General features: G+C 61.2%; 17 protein-coding genes. 1 reads left to right on the plus strand and 16 read right to left on the minus strand.

Annotation, left to right across the window (positions count from 1 at the left end; all coding sequences use genetic code 11):
* Window positions 1-119 precede the first annotated feature (119 nt).
* The 9 genes from pgsA to lepA all read right to left on the minus strand — a co-directional run bounded on the left by pgsA (window position 120) and on the right by lepA (window position 9,359).
* Window positions 120-704 (minus strand): CDP-diacylglycerol--glycerol-3-phosphate 3-phosphatidyltransferase, encoded by a 585-nt coding sequence (gene pgsA, locus NCG91_RS24380; RefSeq protein WP_034749601.1) that lies wholly within the window; start codon window positions 702-704, stop codon window positions 120-122.
* Between the two features lie 127 nt (window positions 705-831).
* Window positions 832-2,712: an excinuclease ABC subunit UvrC gene (gene uvrC, locus NCG91_RS24385; RefSeq protein ID WP_077406680.1), complete on the minus strand. Its 1,881-nt coding sequence runs from the start codon at window positions 2,710-2,712 to the stop codon at window positions 832-834.
* Window positions 2,713-2,747: 35 nt separating this feature from the next.
* Complete coding sequence (acpS, locus tag NCG91_RS24390; RefSeq protein WP_077406683.1) at window positions 2,748-3,143, minus strand: holo-ACP synthase; 396 nt, start codon at window positions 3,141-3,143, stop codon at window positions 2,748-2,750.
* A 20-nt stretch (window positions 3,144-3,163) separates the two neighbouring features.
* Complete coding sequence (gene pdxJ, locus NCG91_RS24395; protein ID WP_251351575.1) at window positions 3,164-3,925, minus strand: pyridoxine 5'-phosphate synthase; 762 nt, start codon at window positions 3,923-3,925, stop codon at window positions 3,164-3,166.
* Window positions 3,926-3,967: 42 nt separating this feature from the next.
* The gene (gene recO, locus NCG91_RS24400; RefSeq protein WP_251351576.1) at window positions 3,968-4,825 is read right to left on the minus strand and encodes a DNA repair protein RecO; all 858 of its coding nucleotides are present in this window, start codon (window positions 4,823-4,825) and stop codon (window positions 3,968-3,970) included.
* A gap of 28 nt (window positions 4,826-4,853) precedes the next feature.
* On the minus strand, window positions 4,854-5,756 hold the full coding sequence (gene era / locus NCG91_RS24405; RefSeq protein WP_099667265.1) for a GTPase Era: 903 nt from the start codon (window positions 5,754-5,756) through the stop codon (window positions 4,854-4,856).
* A gap of 1 nt (window position 5,757) precedes the next feature.
* The gene (rnc, locus tag NCG91_RS24410) at window positions 5,758-6,573 is read right to left on the minus strand and encodes a ribonuclease III (RefSeq protein WP_077406693.1); all 816 of its coding nucleotides are present in this window, start codon (window positions 6,571-6,573) and stop codon (window positions 5,758-5,760) included.
* A 74-nt stretch (window positions 6,574-6,647) separates the two neighbouring features.
* On the minus strand, window positions 6,648-7,565 hold the full coding sequence (gene lepB, locus NCG91_RS24415) for a signal peptidase I (RefSeq protein WP_099667264.1): 918 nt from the start codon (window positions 7,563-7,565) through the stop codon (window positions 6,648-6,650).
* A gap of 3 nt (window positions 7,566-7,568) precedes the next feature.
* Window positions 7,569-9,359, minus strand: a complete 1,791-nt coding sequence (gene lepA / locus NCG91_RS24420; RefSeq protein WP_034749621.1) for a translation elongation factor 4 — start codon at window positions 9,357-9,359, stop codon at window positions 7,569-7,571.
* 95 nt (window positions 9,360-9,454) lie between these two features.
* On the opposite strand from lepA, the gene NCG91_RS24425 reads away from it, so the two are divergent.
* The gene (locus NCG91_RS24425) at window positions 9,455-9,643 is read left to right on the plus strand and encodes a hypothetical protein (RefSeq protein ID WP_143451506.1); all 189 of its coding nucleotides are present in this window, start codon (window positions 9,455-9,457) and stop codon (window positions 9,641-9,643) included.
* A 33-nt stretch (window positions 9,644-9,676) separates the two neighbouring features.
* Here NCG91_RS24425 and NCG91_RS24430 read toward each other — a convergent pair whose 3' ends face one another.
* The 7 genes from NCG91_RS24430 to acpP all read right to left on the minus strand — a co-directional run bounded on the left by NCG91_RS24430 (window position 9,677) and on the right by acpP (window position 14,993).
* The gene (locus NCG91_RS24430; RefSeq protein ID WP_099667263.1) at window positions 9,677-9,922 is read right to left on the minus strand and encodes a glutaredoxin family protein; all 246 of its coding nucleotides are present in this window, start codon (window positions 9,920-9,922) and stop codon (window positions 9,677-9,679) included.
* A gap of 55 nt (window positions 9,923-9,977) precedes the next feature.
* Complete coding sequence (locus NCG91_RS24435; RefSeq protein WP_251351577.1) at window positions 9,978-11,480, minus strand: DegQ family serine endoprotease; 1,503 nt, start codon at window positions 11,478-11,480, stop codon at window positions 9,978-9,980.
* A gap of 243 nt (window positions 11,481-11,723) precedes the next feature.
* Entirely contained in the window at window positions 11,724-12,059 is a 336-nt protein-coding gene (locus NCG91_RS24440) for a sigma-E factor negative regulatory protein (protein ID WP_077406705.1), read from the minus strand.
* 72 nt (window positions 12,060-12,131) lie between these two features.
* On the minus strand, window positions 12,132-12,755 hold the full coding sequence (rpoE, locus tag NCG91_RS24445; RefSeq protein ID WP_171985072.1) for an RNA polymerase sigma factor RpoE: 624 nt from the start codon (window positions 12,753-12,755) through the stop codon (window positions 12,132-12,134).
* A gap of 66 nt (window positions 12,756-12,821) precedes the next feature.
* Complete coding sequence (locus tag NCG91_RS24450) at window positions 12,822-13,310, minus strand: hypothetical protein (protein ID WP_251351578.1); 489 nt, start codon at window positions 13,308-13,310, stop codon at window positions 12,822-12,824.
* A 163-nt stretch (window positions 13,311-13,473) separates the two neighbouring features.
* A complete protein-coding gene (gene fabF / locus NCG91_RS24455) occupies window positions 13,474-14,724 on the minus strand; it encodes a beta-ketoacyl-ACP synthase II (protein WP_099667260.1) in 1,251 nt (416 codons plus the stop codon).
* Between the two features lie 29 nt (window positions 14,725-14,753).
* Entirely contained in the window at window positions 14,754-14,993 is a 240-nt protein-coding gene (gene acpP / locus NCG91_RS24460) for an acyl carrier protein (protein ID WP_008449912.1), read from the minus strand.
* Between the last annotated feature and the right edge of the window lie 142 nt (window positions 14,994-15,135).

The raw sequence follows: 15,135 nt of genomic DNA on the forward strand, positions 1-15,135 counted from the left end.
TGAGCTACTCCCGCGTCATCAACAACAGGCCAGCATTATAGAGGGATTACAGGGGCTGTCAACGGGCAATATCTGGTCTTTTGCAAAATATTCCGCACAAAGCAGCCGCCTGCCTGTTCTTAGTGCAGATTTCCAGCCTTTTCCTTGATGAGAGGCCACGCCAGGCGCAAATAGTAAAACATCGACCACACCGTCAGCACGCAGGCGATCCACAGCAGCTTCTCGCCCCATACATGGGTATCGATCGCGCCGAAGATCACTTCGTGGTACAGCAGCAAGGGAATGGCCGTCATTTGCGCGGCCGTCTTGATCTTGCCGATCGAGCTGACGGCCACCGATTTCGATGCGCCGATCTGCGCCATCCATTCGCGCAGCGCGGAAATCGTGATTTCGCGGCCGATGATGATGAAGGCCAGCACGGCGTTGACACGGTCCAGCTGCACCAGCACCAGCAAGGCGCCCGCCACCATCAGCTTGTCGGCGACCGGGTCGAGGAAGGCGCCGAAGGCCGACGTCTGGTTCCAGCGTCGCGCGAGGAAGCCGTCGAACCAGTCTGTGACGGCGGCAACAATGAAGACCAGGGTGGCAACCAGGTTCTGGTCGCCATGCAGCAGCATCGACGGCGGCAAGTAAAACACGCCGACGACGAGCGGTATCAGGGCCACGCGCAGCCAGGTCAAAAGGATGGGAATATTAAAAGGCATAAGAGAGCAATCGGCCGACGGGTAAATTGAACATGAGGAAAGCGTGAAGAAAGCGCCACTAGTCTACATGGCCACAGGGTATTAGCCTAGTCCGGTTGCCGCGGCACCGGACCAGGCGGCTCTATCATCAGTGCAGCTGCTTGTAGATTTCTTCCGCCAGCTGCGTGGAAATCCCCTCCACCGACATCAGGTCCTCGACGCTGGCGTCGACCACGCCGCGCAAGCCGCCAAAGCGCGACAGCAGCTTCTGGCGGCGCTTGGCGCCGATGCCTTCGATCTCTTCCAGGCGCGAGGTCTGGCGCGTCTTGGCCCGCTTGGCGCGCATGCCCGTGATGGCGAAGCGGTGCGCCTCGTCGCGGATTTGCGCGATCAGCATCAGGGCCGCCGATTCCTTGCCCAGTTCCTGGGCCGCGCGGCCATCGACGAACAGCAGGGTTTCCAGGCCCACCTTGCGCCCTTCCCCCTTGGCCACGCCGACAATCAAGCTGATATCGAGTCCCAGCTCGGCGAACACCTGGCGCGCCATTTCGATCTGCCCCTTGCCGCCGTCGATCAAGACCACGTCGGGCATCACGCCATCGCCATTCGCCACTTTTTCATAGCGGCGCATCAGGACCTGGCGCATGGCCGCGTAATCGTCGCCGGGGGTGATGTCGTTGATGTTGTAGCGCCGGTATTCGCCGTTCTGCATGGCGTGGTGGTGGAATACGACGCACGACGCCTGCGTCGCCTCGCCCTGCGTGTGGCTGATGTCGAAACACTCCACGCGCAGGCTGTCGAGGTCTTCCGTTTCCAGGCGCAGCGCCTCGGCCAGCGCGCGCGTGCGCGATTGCTGCGAGCCCTGCTCCGACAACAATCGCGCCAGCGAAATCTCGGCGCCCTTTTGCGCCATCTCAAGCCATTGGCGGCGCTGCCCCTGCGGCTGGAAGATCAGGTTGATGCGGTGGCCGCACTGCTCCATCAGCGCCACCATCAGGGCCGGCTGGTCGAATTCGATATTCAGGATCAGGGTGCCGGGAATGAATTTTTCCGTGTAGTGCTGGGCCAGGAAGGCGGCCAGCACTTCCACCTCGATCGGCTCCTCGGCAATGGCAGCCGCATCGCTGAGCTGGCTGGGGAAGTAGGCGCGGTCGCCCAGGTGGCGCCCGCCGCGCACCATGGCCAGGTTGACGCAGGCGCGTCCGCCCTGCACCAGCACGGCGAGGATGTCGACATCGGCGTCGCCCGTCGTTTCCATGCTTTGCTGGTGCAGTACGCGCGACAGCGAGGCGATCTGGTTGCGCACCACCACGGCTTGTTCGAACTTCAGCTCGGCGGCAAAGGCGTGCATCTTCTTTTCCAGGTCGGCCATCACCTCGCTCTGGCGCCCGCGCAGGAAGCGCGCCGCATTTTCCACGTCGTTCTTATAGTCTTCCTTGCTGATCAGGTCCACGCACGGCGCGCTGCAGCGGCCGATCTGGTGCAGCAGGCAGGGCCGCGTGCGGTTGGCGTACACGCTGTCCTCGCAGGTGCGGATGAGAAAAACCTTTTGCAGGATCTGCATCGATTCCTTGACGGCCCAGGAACTGGGGAACGGCCCGAAATACTGGTTTTTCTTGTCCACCGCGCCCCGGTAATACACCATGCGCGGCGCATCGCCATTGGTGATCTTCAGGTACGGGTACGATTTGTCGTCGCGGAACAGGATGTTGTAGCGCGGTTGCAGCGCCTTGATCAAGTTATTTTCCAGGATCAAGGCTTCCGCTTCGCTGTGCGTGACGGTCGTTTCCAGGCGCGCGATGCGCTCGACCATCATGGCGATGCGGGGACTGGCCAGGTTCTTCTGGAAATAGCTGGAGACGCGCTTTTTCAGGTCGCGCGCCTTGCCGACGTATAGCACCTTGTCTGCGGCGTCGAAATAGCGGTACACGCCGGGTAAGTTCGGCAGCTTGGCGACGGTGGCCAGCACCTGCGCGCGCGGGTCGGGCGGCGTTTCCGCCAAGGAAGATTCTGGGCTTGCTTCGGTCATTGCTGGCTCATTGCGCACGTATGGCGCACTTATAGTTACCCTGCTTGTTCCACGATCACGAACGCGACCGCATATTCTTCTTCATCGCTGATGGTCACTTGCGCGCTAAGGCGGTGCTGCTCCATGAACTCGGCCAGCACGCCGCTGCAGACGATCATCGGCTTGCCGCTGGGATGGTTCAGCATCTGCGCAGCAGGCCAGGTCATCGGCATGCGCAAGCCCAGGCCGATGGCCTTGGAAAACGCCTCTTTCGCCGCGAAGCGCGTGGCGAGGAAGCGCACGCCGCGCACGGCATTCTTGGCGCTGCGGGCACGGAACTTTTCCAGCTCCTGCGGTCCCAGTATCTTTTTCGCGAAACGCTCGCCGTGGCGCGCCAGGGCCGCCTCGATGCGGGGAATCTTGCAGATATCGGTACCGATGCCGTAGATCATGCTGCCTCCTTTATGCGCGCTTATGCCTTGCCGGCGATGCGCGTGGCCACCATGATAGCCTTCATTTCGCGTACGGCATTTTCCCAGCCGACAAACACGGCGTGCGCGACGATGGCGTGGCCGATGTTCAATTCGGCGATATCGGGAATGGCGGCGATCGCCTGCACGTTGGTGTAATGCAAGCCGTGGCCCGCGTTGACCTTCAAGCCGCGGCCCACGCCGAACAGCACGCCCGCCTTGATGCGTTCCAGCTCGGCCAGCTGCTCGGCGCCTTGCGTATCGGCATAGCGGCCCGTGTGCAGCTCGATCACGGGCGCACCCAGCTCGGCGGCAGCGGCGATCTGTTGCTCATCGGCATCGATGAACAGGCTCACGCGGATGCCCTCGCCTTGCAGCTGCTGCACGGCCGCCTGCACTTCCTTGAAGTAGCGCACCACGTCCAGGCCACCCTCGGTCGTCACTTCCGTGCGCTTTTCCGGCACCAGGCACACGTCCGCCGGCTTGATGCGGCAGGCGAAGTCGATCATTTCTTGCGTGACGGCCGCTTCCAGGTTCATGCGCGTGAGCAATTGCGGGGCGATGGCGATCACGTCCGCATCCTTGATGTGACGGCGGTCTTCGCGCAGATGCAGGGTGATGGCGTCGGCGCCCGCCTGTTCGGCCAGCAGGGCCGCGCGGATCGGGTCCGGGTAGGCGGTGCCGCGCGCATTGCGCAAGGTGGCCACGTGGTCGATATTGACGCCCAGGTCGATGACGGGGCCGGAAGGCTGCAAAAAGCTCATAGTGATGGTATCCGTAAAGTGCTGTCCTGCTGCAAACCGCAGCTACAGCTGCATTAAATCGATCAGTATCTGGCGCGTATTCAAGGTGGCGCCGCCCAGTTGATGGGCCAGCAAAAAGCGCATCAGCAGCTTGCTTTGCGCCTGCGTGGCCGCGTCCAGATAATCTTCGCGCTCCATGTCGAGCAGGGTCTTGCCCGTGATCCTGGGCCAGGCATCGCTGGCGCGCGCCGGGCGCGGCCCCCGTTCCGGGTCGACCACATAGACCTGCCCCGCCTCGACGGCCTGGCGCGTGCCCGTGCAGCGCGTCAGGTCGGCCGCCACGCCCGTTTCCTTGAGCAGGGCGCGCTCGAACTTGCGCAGCACGATGGGCGGCGGCTCATTGTGCGCCAGTTGATTCAAGGTGGCAACGTAGTGGTCGAACAGGACGGGATGCGGATCGTCGCGCGCGAGCAATTTGACCAGCAATTCGTTCAAATAGAAGCCGCACAGCAAGGCGGTCTTTTCCAGCGGCAACATACCGCCCACCCATTCGGCGCCCGTCAAGATGCGCAGCTCGGACTTGCCCGTCCAGCCCGCCTGCAGGGGCTGGAAGGTTTGCAGCACGCCGCGCAACTGCGAATGGGGCCGCTTGGCGCCCTTGGCGACGAGCGCGATGCGGCCGTATTCGCGTGTAAACACGTCGACGATGAGGCTGGTTTCTTTATGCGGATAGCTGTGCAGCACGAAGGCTGGCTGGCCCGTGATGCGTCCGTCGCGCGCGGGCGGACGGCTGCGCCGCGGCGCGGCAGGAGTGACAGGAGCTGCGGCCGGCGGCGCGATGGCCGCCGGCGCGGGGACAGGTGCGGATGCAGCAGATGAAGCTGGCGCAAGATCGTGCAGCGCTGGCGTGGTGGTGCTCATGCGTGTGGCGTCGCCCCCGGGTTGCGGATTACTCGTAGCCGTAGGCGCGCAAGCCCGCCTCGTTGTCGGCCCAGCCCGATTTGACCTTGACCCAGATTTCCAGGTACACGGGGCCGCCGAACAGCTTTTCCATGTCCAGGCGGGCCTGGGTGGAGACTTCCTTCAGGCGCGCGCCCTTGTTGCCGATGATCATGGACTTGTGCGTATCGCGCTCGACCAGGATGGCGGCAAACACGCGGCGCAGATCGCCTTCCTGCTCGAATTTCTCGATCAGGACGGTGCTCGTGTACGGCAGTTCGTCGCCGACGAAGCGGAAGAGTTTTTCGCGCACGATTTCCGAGGCGAGGAATTTCTCGCTGCGGTCCGTGATGTCGTCCGGTCCAAAGATAGGCTGGTTTTCCGGCAGGAAACGCTTGATCTCGTCCTGCAAGCCTTCCAGCTGGAAGTGCAGCTTGGCCGAGACGGGCACGATGGCGGCGAAGTCGCGCATGGCGGCGATCTTTTGCGCGAACGGCAGCAGCACGGCCTTGTCCTTCACGCGGTCCGATTTATTGATGACGAGGATGCACGGCACTTCCTTCGGCAGCAGGTCCATCACTTGCTGGTCGGCCGGGCCGAAGGTACCCGCCTCGATCACGTACAAAATCACATCCGAGGAAATCAGGGTGTTGGTGACGGTCTTGTTGAGCGTCTTGTTCAGCGCGTTCGAGTGGCGCGTCTGGAAGCCCGGCGTGTCGACGTAGATGAATTGCGCGTCCGGCACCGTCTGGATGCCCGTAATGCGGTGGCGCGTCGTTTGCGCCTTGCGCGAAGTGATGCTGACCTTCGCGCCGATCAGCACGTTCATCAGGGTCGATTTGCCCACGTTCGGGCGGCCCACGATGGCGATATAGCCACAGCGGAAGTTGTCGGGCATTTTGGTGGCTGTCATGCTAGTGTCGATTCTGTTTAGTGTGAGCGGCGATCGCCGGGGCAGCAGGGGCTGCCGCGTCGTCGCTCTGGATGGTGGCAATGCCGGCCAGCTTGAGCTGGGCGGCGCGCGGTTTCGGCTTGCGGCTGGCGGCTGGCGACTTCAACAGCGCCTGCTCGGCCACGTCGAGCGCCAGTTTGGCGGCGGCTTGCTCACCGGCGCGGCGGCTTCCGCCACGGCCGTAGACCTGGATGTTCAATTTCGGCACCAGGCATTCGATCTCGAATTCCTGGCTGTGGGCGGCGCCGTGGGTAGCCACCACGTTGTATTGTGGCAGCGAAATTTTCTTGCTTTGCAAAAACTCCTGCAGCAGGGTCTTGGCATCCTTGCCCAGGGTTTGCGGATCGACCGAGTCGAGGATGGGGATGTAGAAGGCGCGGATCACCGTGCTGGCGGCGTCGAAGCCCGTGTCGAGGAAAATCGCGCCCAGCAAGGCTTCCAGGGTATCGGCGAGGATGGACGGACGGCGGAAACCGCCCGATTTCAGCTCGCCTTCGCCCAGGCGCAGGAATTGCGACAGTTCCAGCTTTTGCGCGATTTCATACAGCGACTGCTGCTTCACCAGATTCGCGCGCAGGCGCGACAGGTCGCCCTCGTCGATGGACTTGAAGCGTTCGTACAGGATGGAAGCGACCACGCAGTTGAGGATGGAGTCGCCGAGGAATTCCAGCCGCTCGTTATGCAAACTGCTGTGGCTACGATGCGTCAAGGCTTGCTGCAACAGGCCAGCATCCTGGAACGTATAGCCTAAACGGGTTTGCAATAACTGAAGATTCATTGTTGTTTCTGTGTCATCTGAGTAATTCGGCTGGCCGCCGCGCGGGGAATCGGCGCGGCAGCCATAGGGACGGCTTAGTGTATGCCGCCCACTCTTTTCGGATTGCTGAAGTTCATCCACACCAGGAAAGCCTTGCCGACGATGTTCTCGTTCGGCACGAAGCCCCAGTAGCGGCTGTCCGCGCTATTGTCGCGGTTGTCGCCCATCATGAAGTAGTTGCCTGCTGGTACCACACAAGTGAAACCGTCTTCGTTGTAGTCGCACGACTCCTTGTGCGGGAAATCCTTCACTTCGCGCAAGTTCAACGTAGGAGCGGGCTCGTCGTTGAGGATGCGGTGGCTCACGCCCGTCAGGTTTTCTTCCAGCTGCTTGTGGTAAACGGTGCTTTCGTCGTCCAGGTAGTCGTCCAGCGGCGTGTATTGCACTTCCTTGCCGTTGACCGTCAAGCGCTTGTTTTCATAGGTGATTTTATCACCGGGCACACCGATCACGCGCTTGATATAGTCTTGCGACATATCTTTCGGGTACTTGAACACCATGACGTCGCCACGCTGCGGATCGTTGACTTCAATGATGCGCTTGTTGACGATCGGCAAACGAATGCCATAAGTAAACTTGTTGACCAGGATCAAATCGCCCACCAGCAAGGTCGGCACCATCGAGCTCGACGGGATCTTGAATGGCTCGTACAGGAACGAGCGCAGGCAGAACACGAGGGCGATGACGGGGAAGAAGCTGCCCGAATATTCGACCCAGGTCGGCTGGCGCAACAGGGCCGCCTCGATGGTGGCGCGGCTGCCGCCCGCATCGGACTTGATGCCCTCGGCGGCCAGCTTGGACTGGCGCGCATCGAACTCGGCCAGGGCAAGGTCGGCCGCCTTGCGGCGCTGCTTGGACAGATAAAACACATCCAGGCACCAGACCAGGCCCGTCAACACCATCAGCACGAACAGGATTAAAGCGAAATTTCCTAAAATCACTTGCAGGTTCATGTATTAACCATCCACTTGTAAAATTGCCAGGAATGCTTCTTGCGGGATCTCCACGGAACCCACTTGCTTCATGCGTTTCTTACCCGCCTTTTGTTTTTCCAGCAATTTTTTCTTGCGGCTGATGTCGCCGCCATAGCACTTGGCCAGCACGTTCTTGCGCAAGGCTTTCACGTTCTCGCGCGAAATGATGTTCGCGCCGATGGTCGCCTGGATGGCCACGTCGAACATCTGGCGCGGAATCAGTTCACGCATCTTGGCAGCCACCTGGCGGCCACGGTACTGGCTGTTCGAACGGTGGACGATGATGGCCAGCGCATCGACTTTTTCGCTGTTGATCAGCATGTCGACCTTGACCACGTCGGCCGCGCGGTATTCCTTGAACTCGTAATCCATCGAGGCATAGCCGCGCGACGTCGATTTCAGGCGGTCGAAGAAGTCCAGCACGATCTCGGCCATCGGCATTTCATACACGAGCTTGACCTGGCGGCCGTGATAGCTCATGTCCATCTGGATGCCGCGCTTGCCGATACACAGGGTGATCACGGAACCCACGTATTCCTGCGGCATGTACAGATTGACCGTGACGATAGGCTCGCGCACTTCCTCGATGCGCGACGGATCGGGCATCTTCGACGGATTGTCGACGTTGATCATGGTGCCGTCGCGCTGGATCACTTCGTACACCACGGTAGGCGCCGTGGTGATCAGGTCCATGTCGAATTCGCGTTCGAGGCGTTCCTGCACGATTTCCATGTGCAGCAAGCCCAGGAAGCCGCAGCGGAAGCCGAAGCCCAGCGCCTGCGACACTTCCGGCTCGTACATCAGGGCCGCGTCGTTCAGTTTCAGTTTTTCCAGCGAGTCGCGCAGCGCGTCGTACTGGTTCGCTTCCACGGGGAACAGGCCGGCGAACACTTGCGGCTGCACTTCCTTGAAGCCGGGCAATGGCGCGGCGGCAGGACGGTTGGCCAGGGTGACGGTGTCGCCCACTTTCGCCGCTTTCAATTCCTTGATGCCGGCGATGATGAAGCCCACCTGGCCTGCCGACAGTTGCGGCAAGGATTGCGAACGGGGCGAAAACACGCCGATGTCTTCCACCAGCTGCACCGAATCGGTGGCCATCAGGCGGATCTTGTCTTTTGGTTTCAGGGTGCCGTTGATGACGCGCACCAGCATGACCACGCCCACATAGGCGTCATACCAGGAGTCGACGATCAGCGCCTGCAGCGGCGCATCGGGGTCGCCCTTCGGTGGCGGCACCTTGACGATCAGCTGCTCGAGCACGTCCAGCACGCCAAAGCCCGTCTTGGCCGAGCAATGCACGGCGTCGCCCGCGTCGATGCCGATCACGTCTTCGATCTCGGCAATGGCGCTCGGAGGATCCGCGTTCGGCAAGTCGATCTTGTTCAGCACGGGCACCACTTCCACGCCCAGGTCCAGCGCCGTGTAGCAGTTGGCCACGGTTTGCGCTTCCACGCCTTGCGATGCGTCAACGACCAGCAGCGCGCCTTCGCACGCCGACAGCGAGCGCGACACTTCATAGCTGAAGTCGACGTGACCTGGCGTATCGATCAGGTTCAGGTTGTAGATCTGGCCATCGCGCGCCTTGTAGTGCAGGGCCGCCGTTTGCGCCTTGATGGTAATGCCGCGCTCGCGCTCCAGATCCATCGAATCGAGCACCTGCGCCTCCATCTCGCGGTCGGACAAGCCGCCGCACAATTGAATGATGCGGTCAGCCAGGGTCGATTTACCGTGGTCAATATGGGCGATGATGGAGAAATTGCGTATGTTGTTCATTAACTAATATAAGTGCGAAGTTGACGACACTGCTTTAACAGGAATCAGGGGAATCATGTCCGGGCCAAACAGGGCCAGAACCAGGCGCCCCACTCATGATGAAAAAAGCGCTCCGAGCAGGACATCTGCATGCCCAGGCGAGCGCTTTTGAAGCGACAGAAGCTGCTGCCTCGGACAGTAGCTTTTTCGACCTCCCCATTTTACCGGATTTCAGAGTAGAAAGCCCGTCTTATGAGGCCGGCACCGGGCCAAGCCGACATTTTCGGCTGTTTTCAGCACCATAATGGTGCAATGCAGTGTCAATATTGCCATTTAAGCTACGCCAGGCAGCGCCGTACCGCTGCCTCATCGAGAAAATAATGGCATAGCTCGGGCTGCGCCAGGTCACCGAACAGCACCGGCACCAGCTCGTCGAAACGGGCCAGCAGCGAGGCGTCGGGCGACGCATCGATATCGATCACGTCCACGGTGAACGGCTTTCCGGGCGCTTGCAGCAGAAGCAAGGCGTCCAGCATGTCCTGGCATAAATGGCAATAACTGCGGGAATAGAGGGTGAAGTGCATGAAGAAAAGGGAAAGGCATCCCGGCCGGGGCCGGGATGCGGATGGAATCAGAAACTTACCTGGCAGACGGACGCAGCGAAACGAATTGCGCCACGTCGCCACGGCGCACCAGCACGGCCGACGACTTTTTCGGATCGAGCTTGGCGACCAGGGCATTGAACTGCTTGGCGTCTTTCACGGCAACGTTGTTCAATTGCAAGATCACGTCGCCAGGCTGCAGGCCGGCCAGGGCCGCCACGCCGTCGGCATCGTCGACCAGCACGCCCGCCTCGATCTTCAGCTCCTGCTTCTTCGCGGCCGGCACGTCGCTGACTTTCAATCCCAGCGCATTGACGGCTTGCGCTTCCGGCTCCTTGGCGCCCTTCTTCGCCGTTTTCTCACTTTCCAGCTCGACGACGGTGACGGGAATGTCCTGCTGCGCGCCCTTGCGCCAGACGGTGACGGTGGATTTGCCGTTGACGGCGGCGCCGCCTACCAGGCGCGGCAGGTCGGATGAACGCTCGATCTGCGCGCCGTTGAATTTCAGGATGATGTCGCCCGGCTTGATGCCCGCCTTGTCGGCCGGACCGCCCGGCTCCACCATCGATACTTGCGCACCCTTGGCGTTCGGCAAGCCCAGCGATTCCGCCACGTCCTTGCTCACTTCGCCGATCTGCACGCCGATGCGTCCGCGCACGACTTTCCCCGTCTTTTTCAGCTGCTCGCCCACGCGCATGGCTTCATCGATGGGCACGGCAAACGAAATGCCATTGTAGGCGCCGGACAGGGTGGCGATCTGCGAATTGATGCCGATCACCTCGCCGCGCATATTGATCAGCGGACCACCGGAGTTGCCGGGGTTGACGGCCACGTCGCTCTGGATCAGGGGCAGGTAATCGCCCGTATCGCGTGACTTGGCGGAAATAATGCCGGCCGTCACGGTATTTTCCAGGTTGAATGGCGAGCCGATGGCGATCACCCACTCGCCCACGCGGATCTTGTTCGAGTCGCCGATGGTCAGGCGCGGCAAGTTGGCGCCCTCGATTTTCAGCAGGGCCACGTCGGTGCGCGCATCGGCACCGATCACCTTGGCCTTGAATTCGCGCTTGTCCGTCAGGGTCACATACACTTCGTCGGCGCCGTCGACCACGTGGGCGTTGCTCAGCACGTAGCCATCGGCCGAAATGATGAAGCCGGAACCGACGCCGCGCTGCACTTCCTGCTCCTGCGGCACGGCGCGGCGGCCGCCACGGGGCGCCTGCTGGCGCGGCGCGGGCATGGCGCCGCCAAAGAAGCGGCGCAGGAATTCCTGCATTTCCTGCTCATCCTGACCGCCCACGCCAGCCCCGGCGCCGCCCATTTTCAGGCGTTCGGTGGTACGAATATTCACCACGGCCGGGCCGACGGCGTCGACCAGGTCCGAGAAATCAGGCAGTTTCACGGCCGGCACAGCGGCCTGCGCCTGTGGCGCCAGGCCCAGCATGGTGGGAGCAAGGAAGACGCCAGCCGTACCGAACAATAAGGCGGAAAGCGTCTTCACTGAAAACGACTTGCTGGCGGCACACATGTTTTTTTTCATGGAAAGGATCTTTTCGAGTATATAAACGGTTCAAAACGCGGATCAGGCGATTGCCTGCGCGCATGATTGGCCGTCATGACGGAAATCCAGGGGCAAACCCACCTGACAGCGCGCATGGCAAGCAATGCAACAATATATCGCAAAAGCAAGATATTGCCTGCGCACAGTGTCAATCGTACGGAAGGCCAGTGTCAAGGGGGCGACGGGAAGGTTAAGCCAGGCATAAGATGGACGAGGCGCCCGCTAGCGCTGCGCCAGCGGCCCCGCCTCCAGCGGTTCGGCCACGCCAGGCGGCACGATGCCGGCGGCCAGGGGCGGCAGCGGTTCCGCATGGGCAGCGGACTCTTCGGGTGCCGGCTCCGCGGCCAGGCGGCTGGCCAGGCGCGCATCGAACTGGGCGCTCAGCGCATGGCCGTACTGCTCCGAGCGCAGCACCTCACCGATATGGCGATAGGCATCCCAGGCTTGCCGTCCCGATGGCGTATCGAGGGCGGCAAACGCCAGTTCGAGTTCGCTCGCCGCCAGCTCGCCATCGGCCAGCGCGGAAATAGTCTCGTGCAATCGTGTATGCGTATCCATGATGGGTCCTGCCATTTCAAGAGGATCGGTGCGGAAACCGGGCGCAGCCATGCCAACCTCATACTCTCCAGATTACCAGCGCTTGTCAATCGGCATGTCCAACAACGGTTTCAATTTCTCCGCAATCACTTCGCGCGCGCGAAAAATCCGGCTGCGCACGGTGCCGATGGGGCACGCCATGATCTCCGATATTTCTTCATAGCTCAGGCCCTCGATCTCGCGCAGCACGATGGCCGTGCGCAATTCGATGGGCAGCACATCCATGGCAGCATTGACGGTGGCGGCAATCTGCTTGCTGGCCAGCACCGATTCGGGCGTATTGTTGTCGCGCAATTTATTGCCGTCATCGAAAGACTCCGCCTGCTCGGCGTCGGCATCGCTGGATGTGGCGGCGCGCCGCCCCTGCGTGACGAGATAATTCTTGGCCGTATTGATGCCGATGCGGTACAGCCAGGTATAAAAGGCGGCCTCGCCGCGAAAATGGCGCAGCGCCCGGTATGCCTTGATAAAGGTTTCCTGCACCACATCTTCAGCCTCCGCCGGGTCATGCACGAGGCGCGACACCAGGCGCATCAAGCGGCGCTGATATTTCGATACCAGCACATCGAATGCCCGTTTGTCGCCAGCCTGCACCCGCTCGACCAGCAACTGATCATACTCGCGCTCTGTCCTCACGCCCGATGTCCCTGTAGTCATGCAGCGTGGGCGCCTGTATGGATATAGAGTTGGCCCGCTGCAAGAAGTTCAGTGTTCGTCCCACTTTTATTCTTCCCTGTTCCGCGCCGCGATCGCCCGGCAAGCCACGGCCAGCGGGCGGAAGGCGGTGCAACTGCCGCCGCGCTGCACCAGCACCGCCGTGCGCCGTCCGGCGGCATCCGCCAGGCACAGCACCAGCAGCGACGGCCACAGGGTCGAGCCCGGCAACAGGCGCAGCCCAGGCGCCGCCACAGGCCCCGGCCCGGCCGGCTGCACCAGCCCGGCAGCACCGGCATCCGGCGCCGCGCCATGCTCCAGATATACCGCCAGCCGCAACTGCCCGACCGGCGAAATATCAAGCGCCTGCGGCTTTCTGCGCCGGCGCAGCAAAGCCAGCAAAAACACGCCGCCAGCCGCACTCAGCAAGGCACCGCTCCAGCCCAGCGCATAGCCGCCCACCAGCTGGCCGGACGCGGGCAGACTGCGCCAGAGGCCGCTCAAGGGCCAGGCGGCCAGCAAGGCGCACAGTCCCAGCACCGCTTGCAACAGGCGCAAACAGACAGGCGTGCGAATGACAGCCGCTACCGCGATCGACATAGTTCATGGGAGAAAAAAGGCGCGCCGGCACCATGCCGGGCAAATTCAGCCGCCAACGAACGTTGGCGGCGAATCAGCGCTCACTACGATTTGACCGTAGCGAGCGCTTGAAAGTTCCTGCTTATTTCGCTTTACCGAAAATCAGCGTGCCATTCGTGCCGCCGAAGCCGAACGAATTTTTCACTGCATAATCGATCTTCATATCACGCGCCGTGTTGGCACAGAAATCGAGATCGCACGCCGGATCCTGGTTGAAGATGTTGATGGTCGGAGGCGACACCTGATGGTGCAATGCCAGGACCGTAAACACCGCTTCCAGACCGCCCGCGCCGCCCAGCAAATGGCCCGTCATCGACTTGGTCGAGTTGACGACCAGTTTCTTGGCGTGATCACCGAAGGTGCGCTTGATGCCCATCACTTCCGCCACGTCGCCTTGCGGGGTCGACGTGCCGTGCGCGTTCAGGTACTGAATCTGATCCGCGTTCAAGCCTGCGTTGTCGAGGGCCGCGATCACCGATTTGCTGCCGCCGCTACCATCTTCCAGCGGCGAGGTCATGTGATAAGCATCTGCGCTCATCCCGAAACCATGCACTTCGGCATAGATCTTGGCACCGCGGGCCACCGCGTGCTCGTACTCTTCCAGCACCATGACGCCAGCGCCCTCGCCCAGCACGAAGCCGTCGCGGTCGGCATCCCACGGACGCGATGCCGTTGCCGGATCGTCGTTGCGGGTCGACAAGGCACGTGCCGAAGCGAAACCGCCCAGGCCCAGCGGCGACACGGTCGATTCGGCACCGCCGGCGATCATGACGTCGGCATCGCCGTACTCGATCATGCGCGCTGCGGCACCGATGCTGTGCAAACCGGTGGTGCACGCTGTAACGATCGCCAGGTTCGGGCCCTTCAGACCATATTTGATCGAAAGGTTGCCAGAGATCATGTTAATGATCGAGGCAGGCACGAAAAATGGCGAGATACGGCGCGGACCGCGCTTTTCGTACTCGGACTTGGTTTCCTCGATCAGCGGCAAGCCGCCGATACCGGAACCGATGATCACGCCGATACGCTCGGCGTTTTCTTCGGTCACTTCCAGGCCGGAGTCCTGCATCGCCTGGATGCCTGCAGCCATGCCGTAATGGATAAAGGTATCCATATGGCGGGCTTCCTTACCGGAGATGTACTCTTCGATATTGAAACCTTTGACTTCACCGGCAAAATGCGTGGTGAATGGCTGTGCATCAAACTTGGTAATCGTGGCAATGCCGGATTTACCTTCAATGATTGCGCCCCACGCCTCGGCAATAGTATTGCCGACTGGTGAAACGCAACCCAGGCCGGTGACAACAACACGACGGTTTTTAGAACGGCTCAAGCGATTCTCCTGAAGTCGGTCAGACAGGCTTAGGCCTTGACGTGTGCGGTGGCGTAGTCGATCGCCTGTTGCACGGTGGTGATTTTTTCAGCTTGTTCGTCAGGGATTTCCATTTCGAATTCGTCTTCCAGGGCCATCACCAGTTCCACGGTGTCCAGGGAATCGGCGCCCAGGTCGTCGACGAAGGAGGATTCGATTTTGATGTCTGCTTCTGCAACGCCCAGTTGCTCAGCGACGATTTTCTTAACGCGTTGTTCGATATCCGACATGTTATGGCTCCAAAGTGTGTGTTACGGAAAGTGCGCGCATTTTATCAGGTTTGCGCGTCCGAATACTAATTTCGGTGTCTGCTGCTAATTCAACCGAAGCTGCTGCTAAAAGATGCGATTATAGACAAAAACGACCGTTGAA

The organism is Janthinobacterium kumbetense (assembly GCF_023703445.1).
Lineage (GTDB): Bacteria > Pseudomonadota > Gammaproteobacteria > Burkholderiales > Burkholderiaceae_D > Janthinobacterium > Janthinobacterium kumbetense.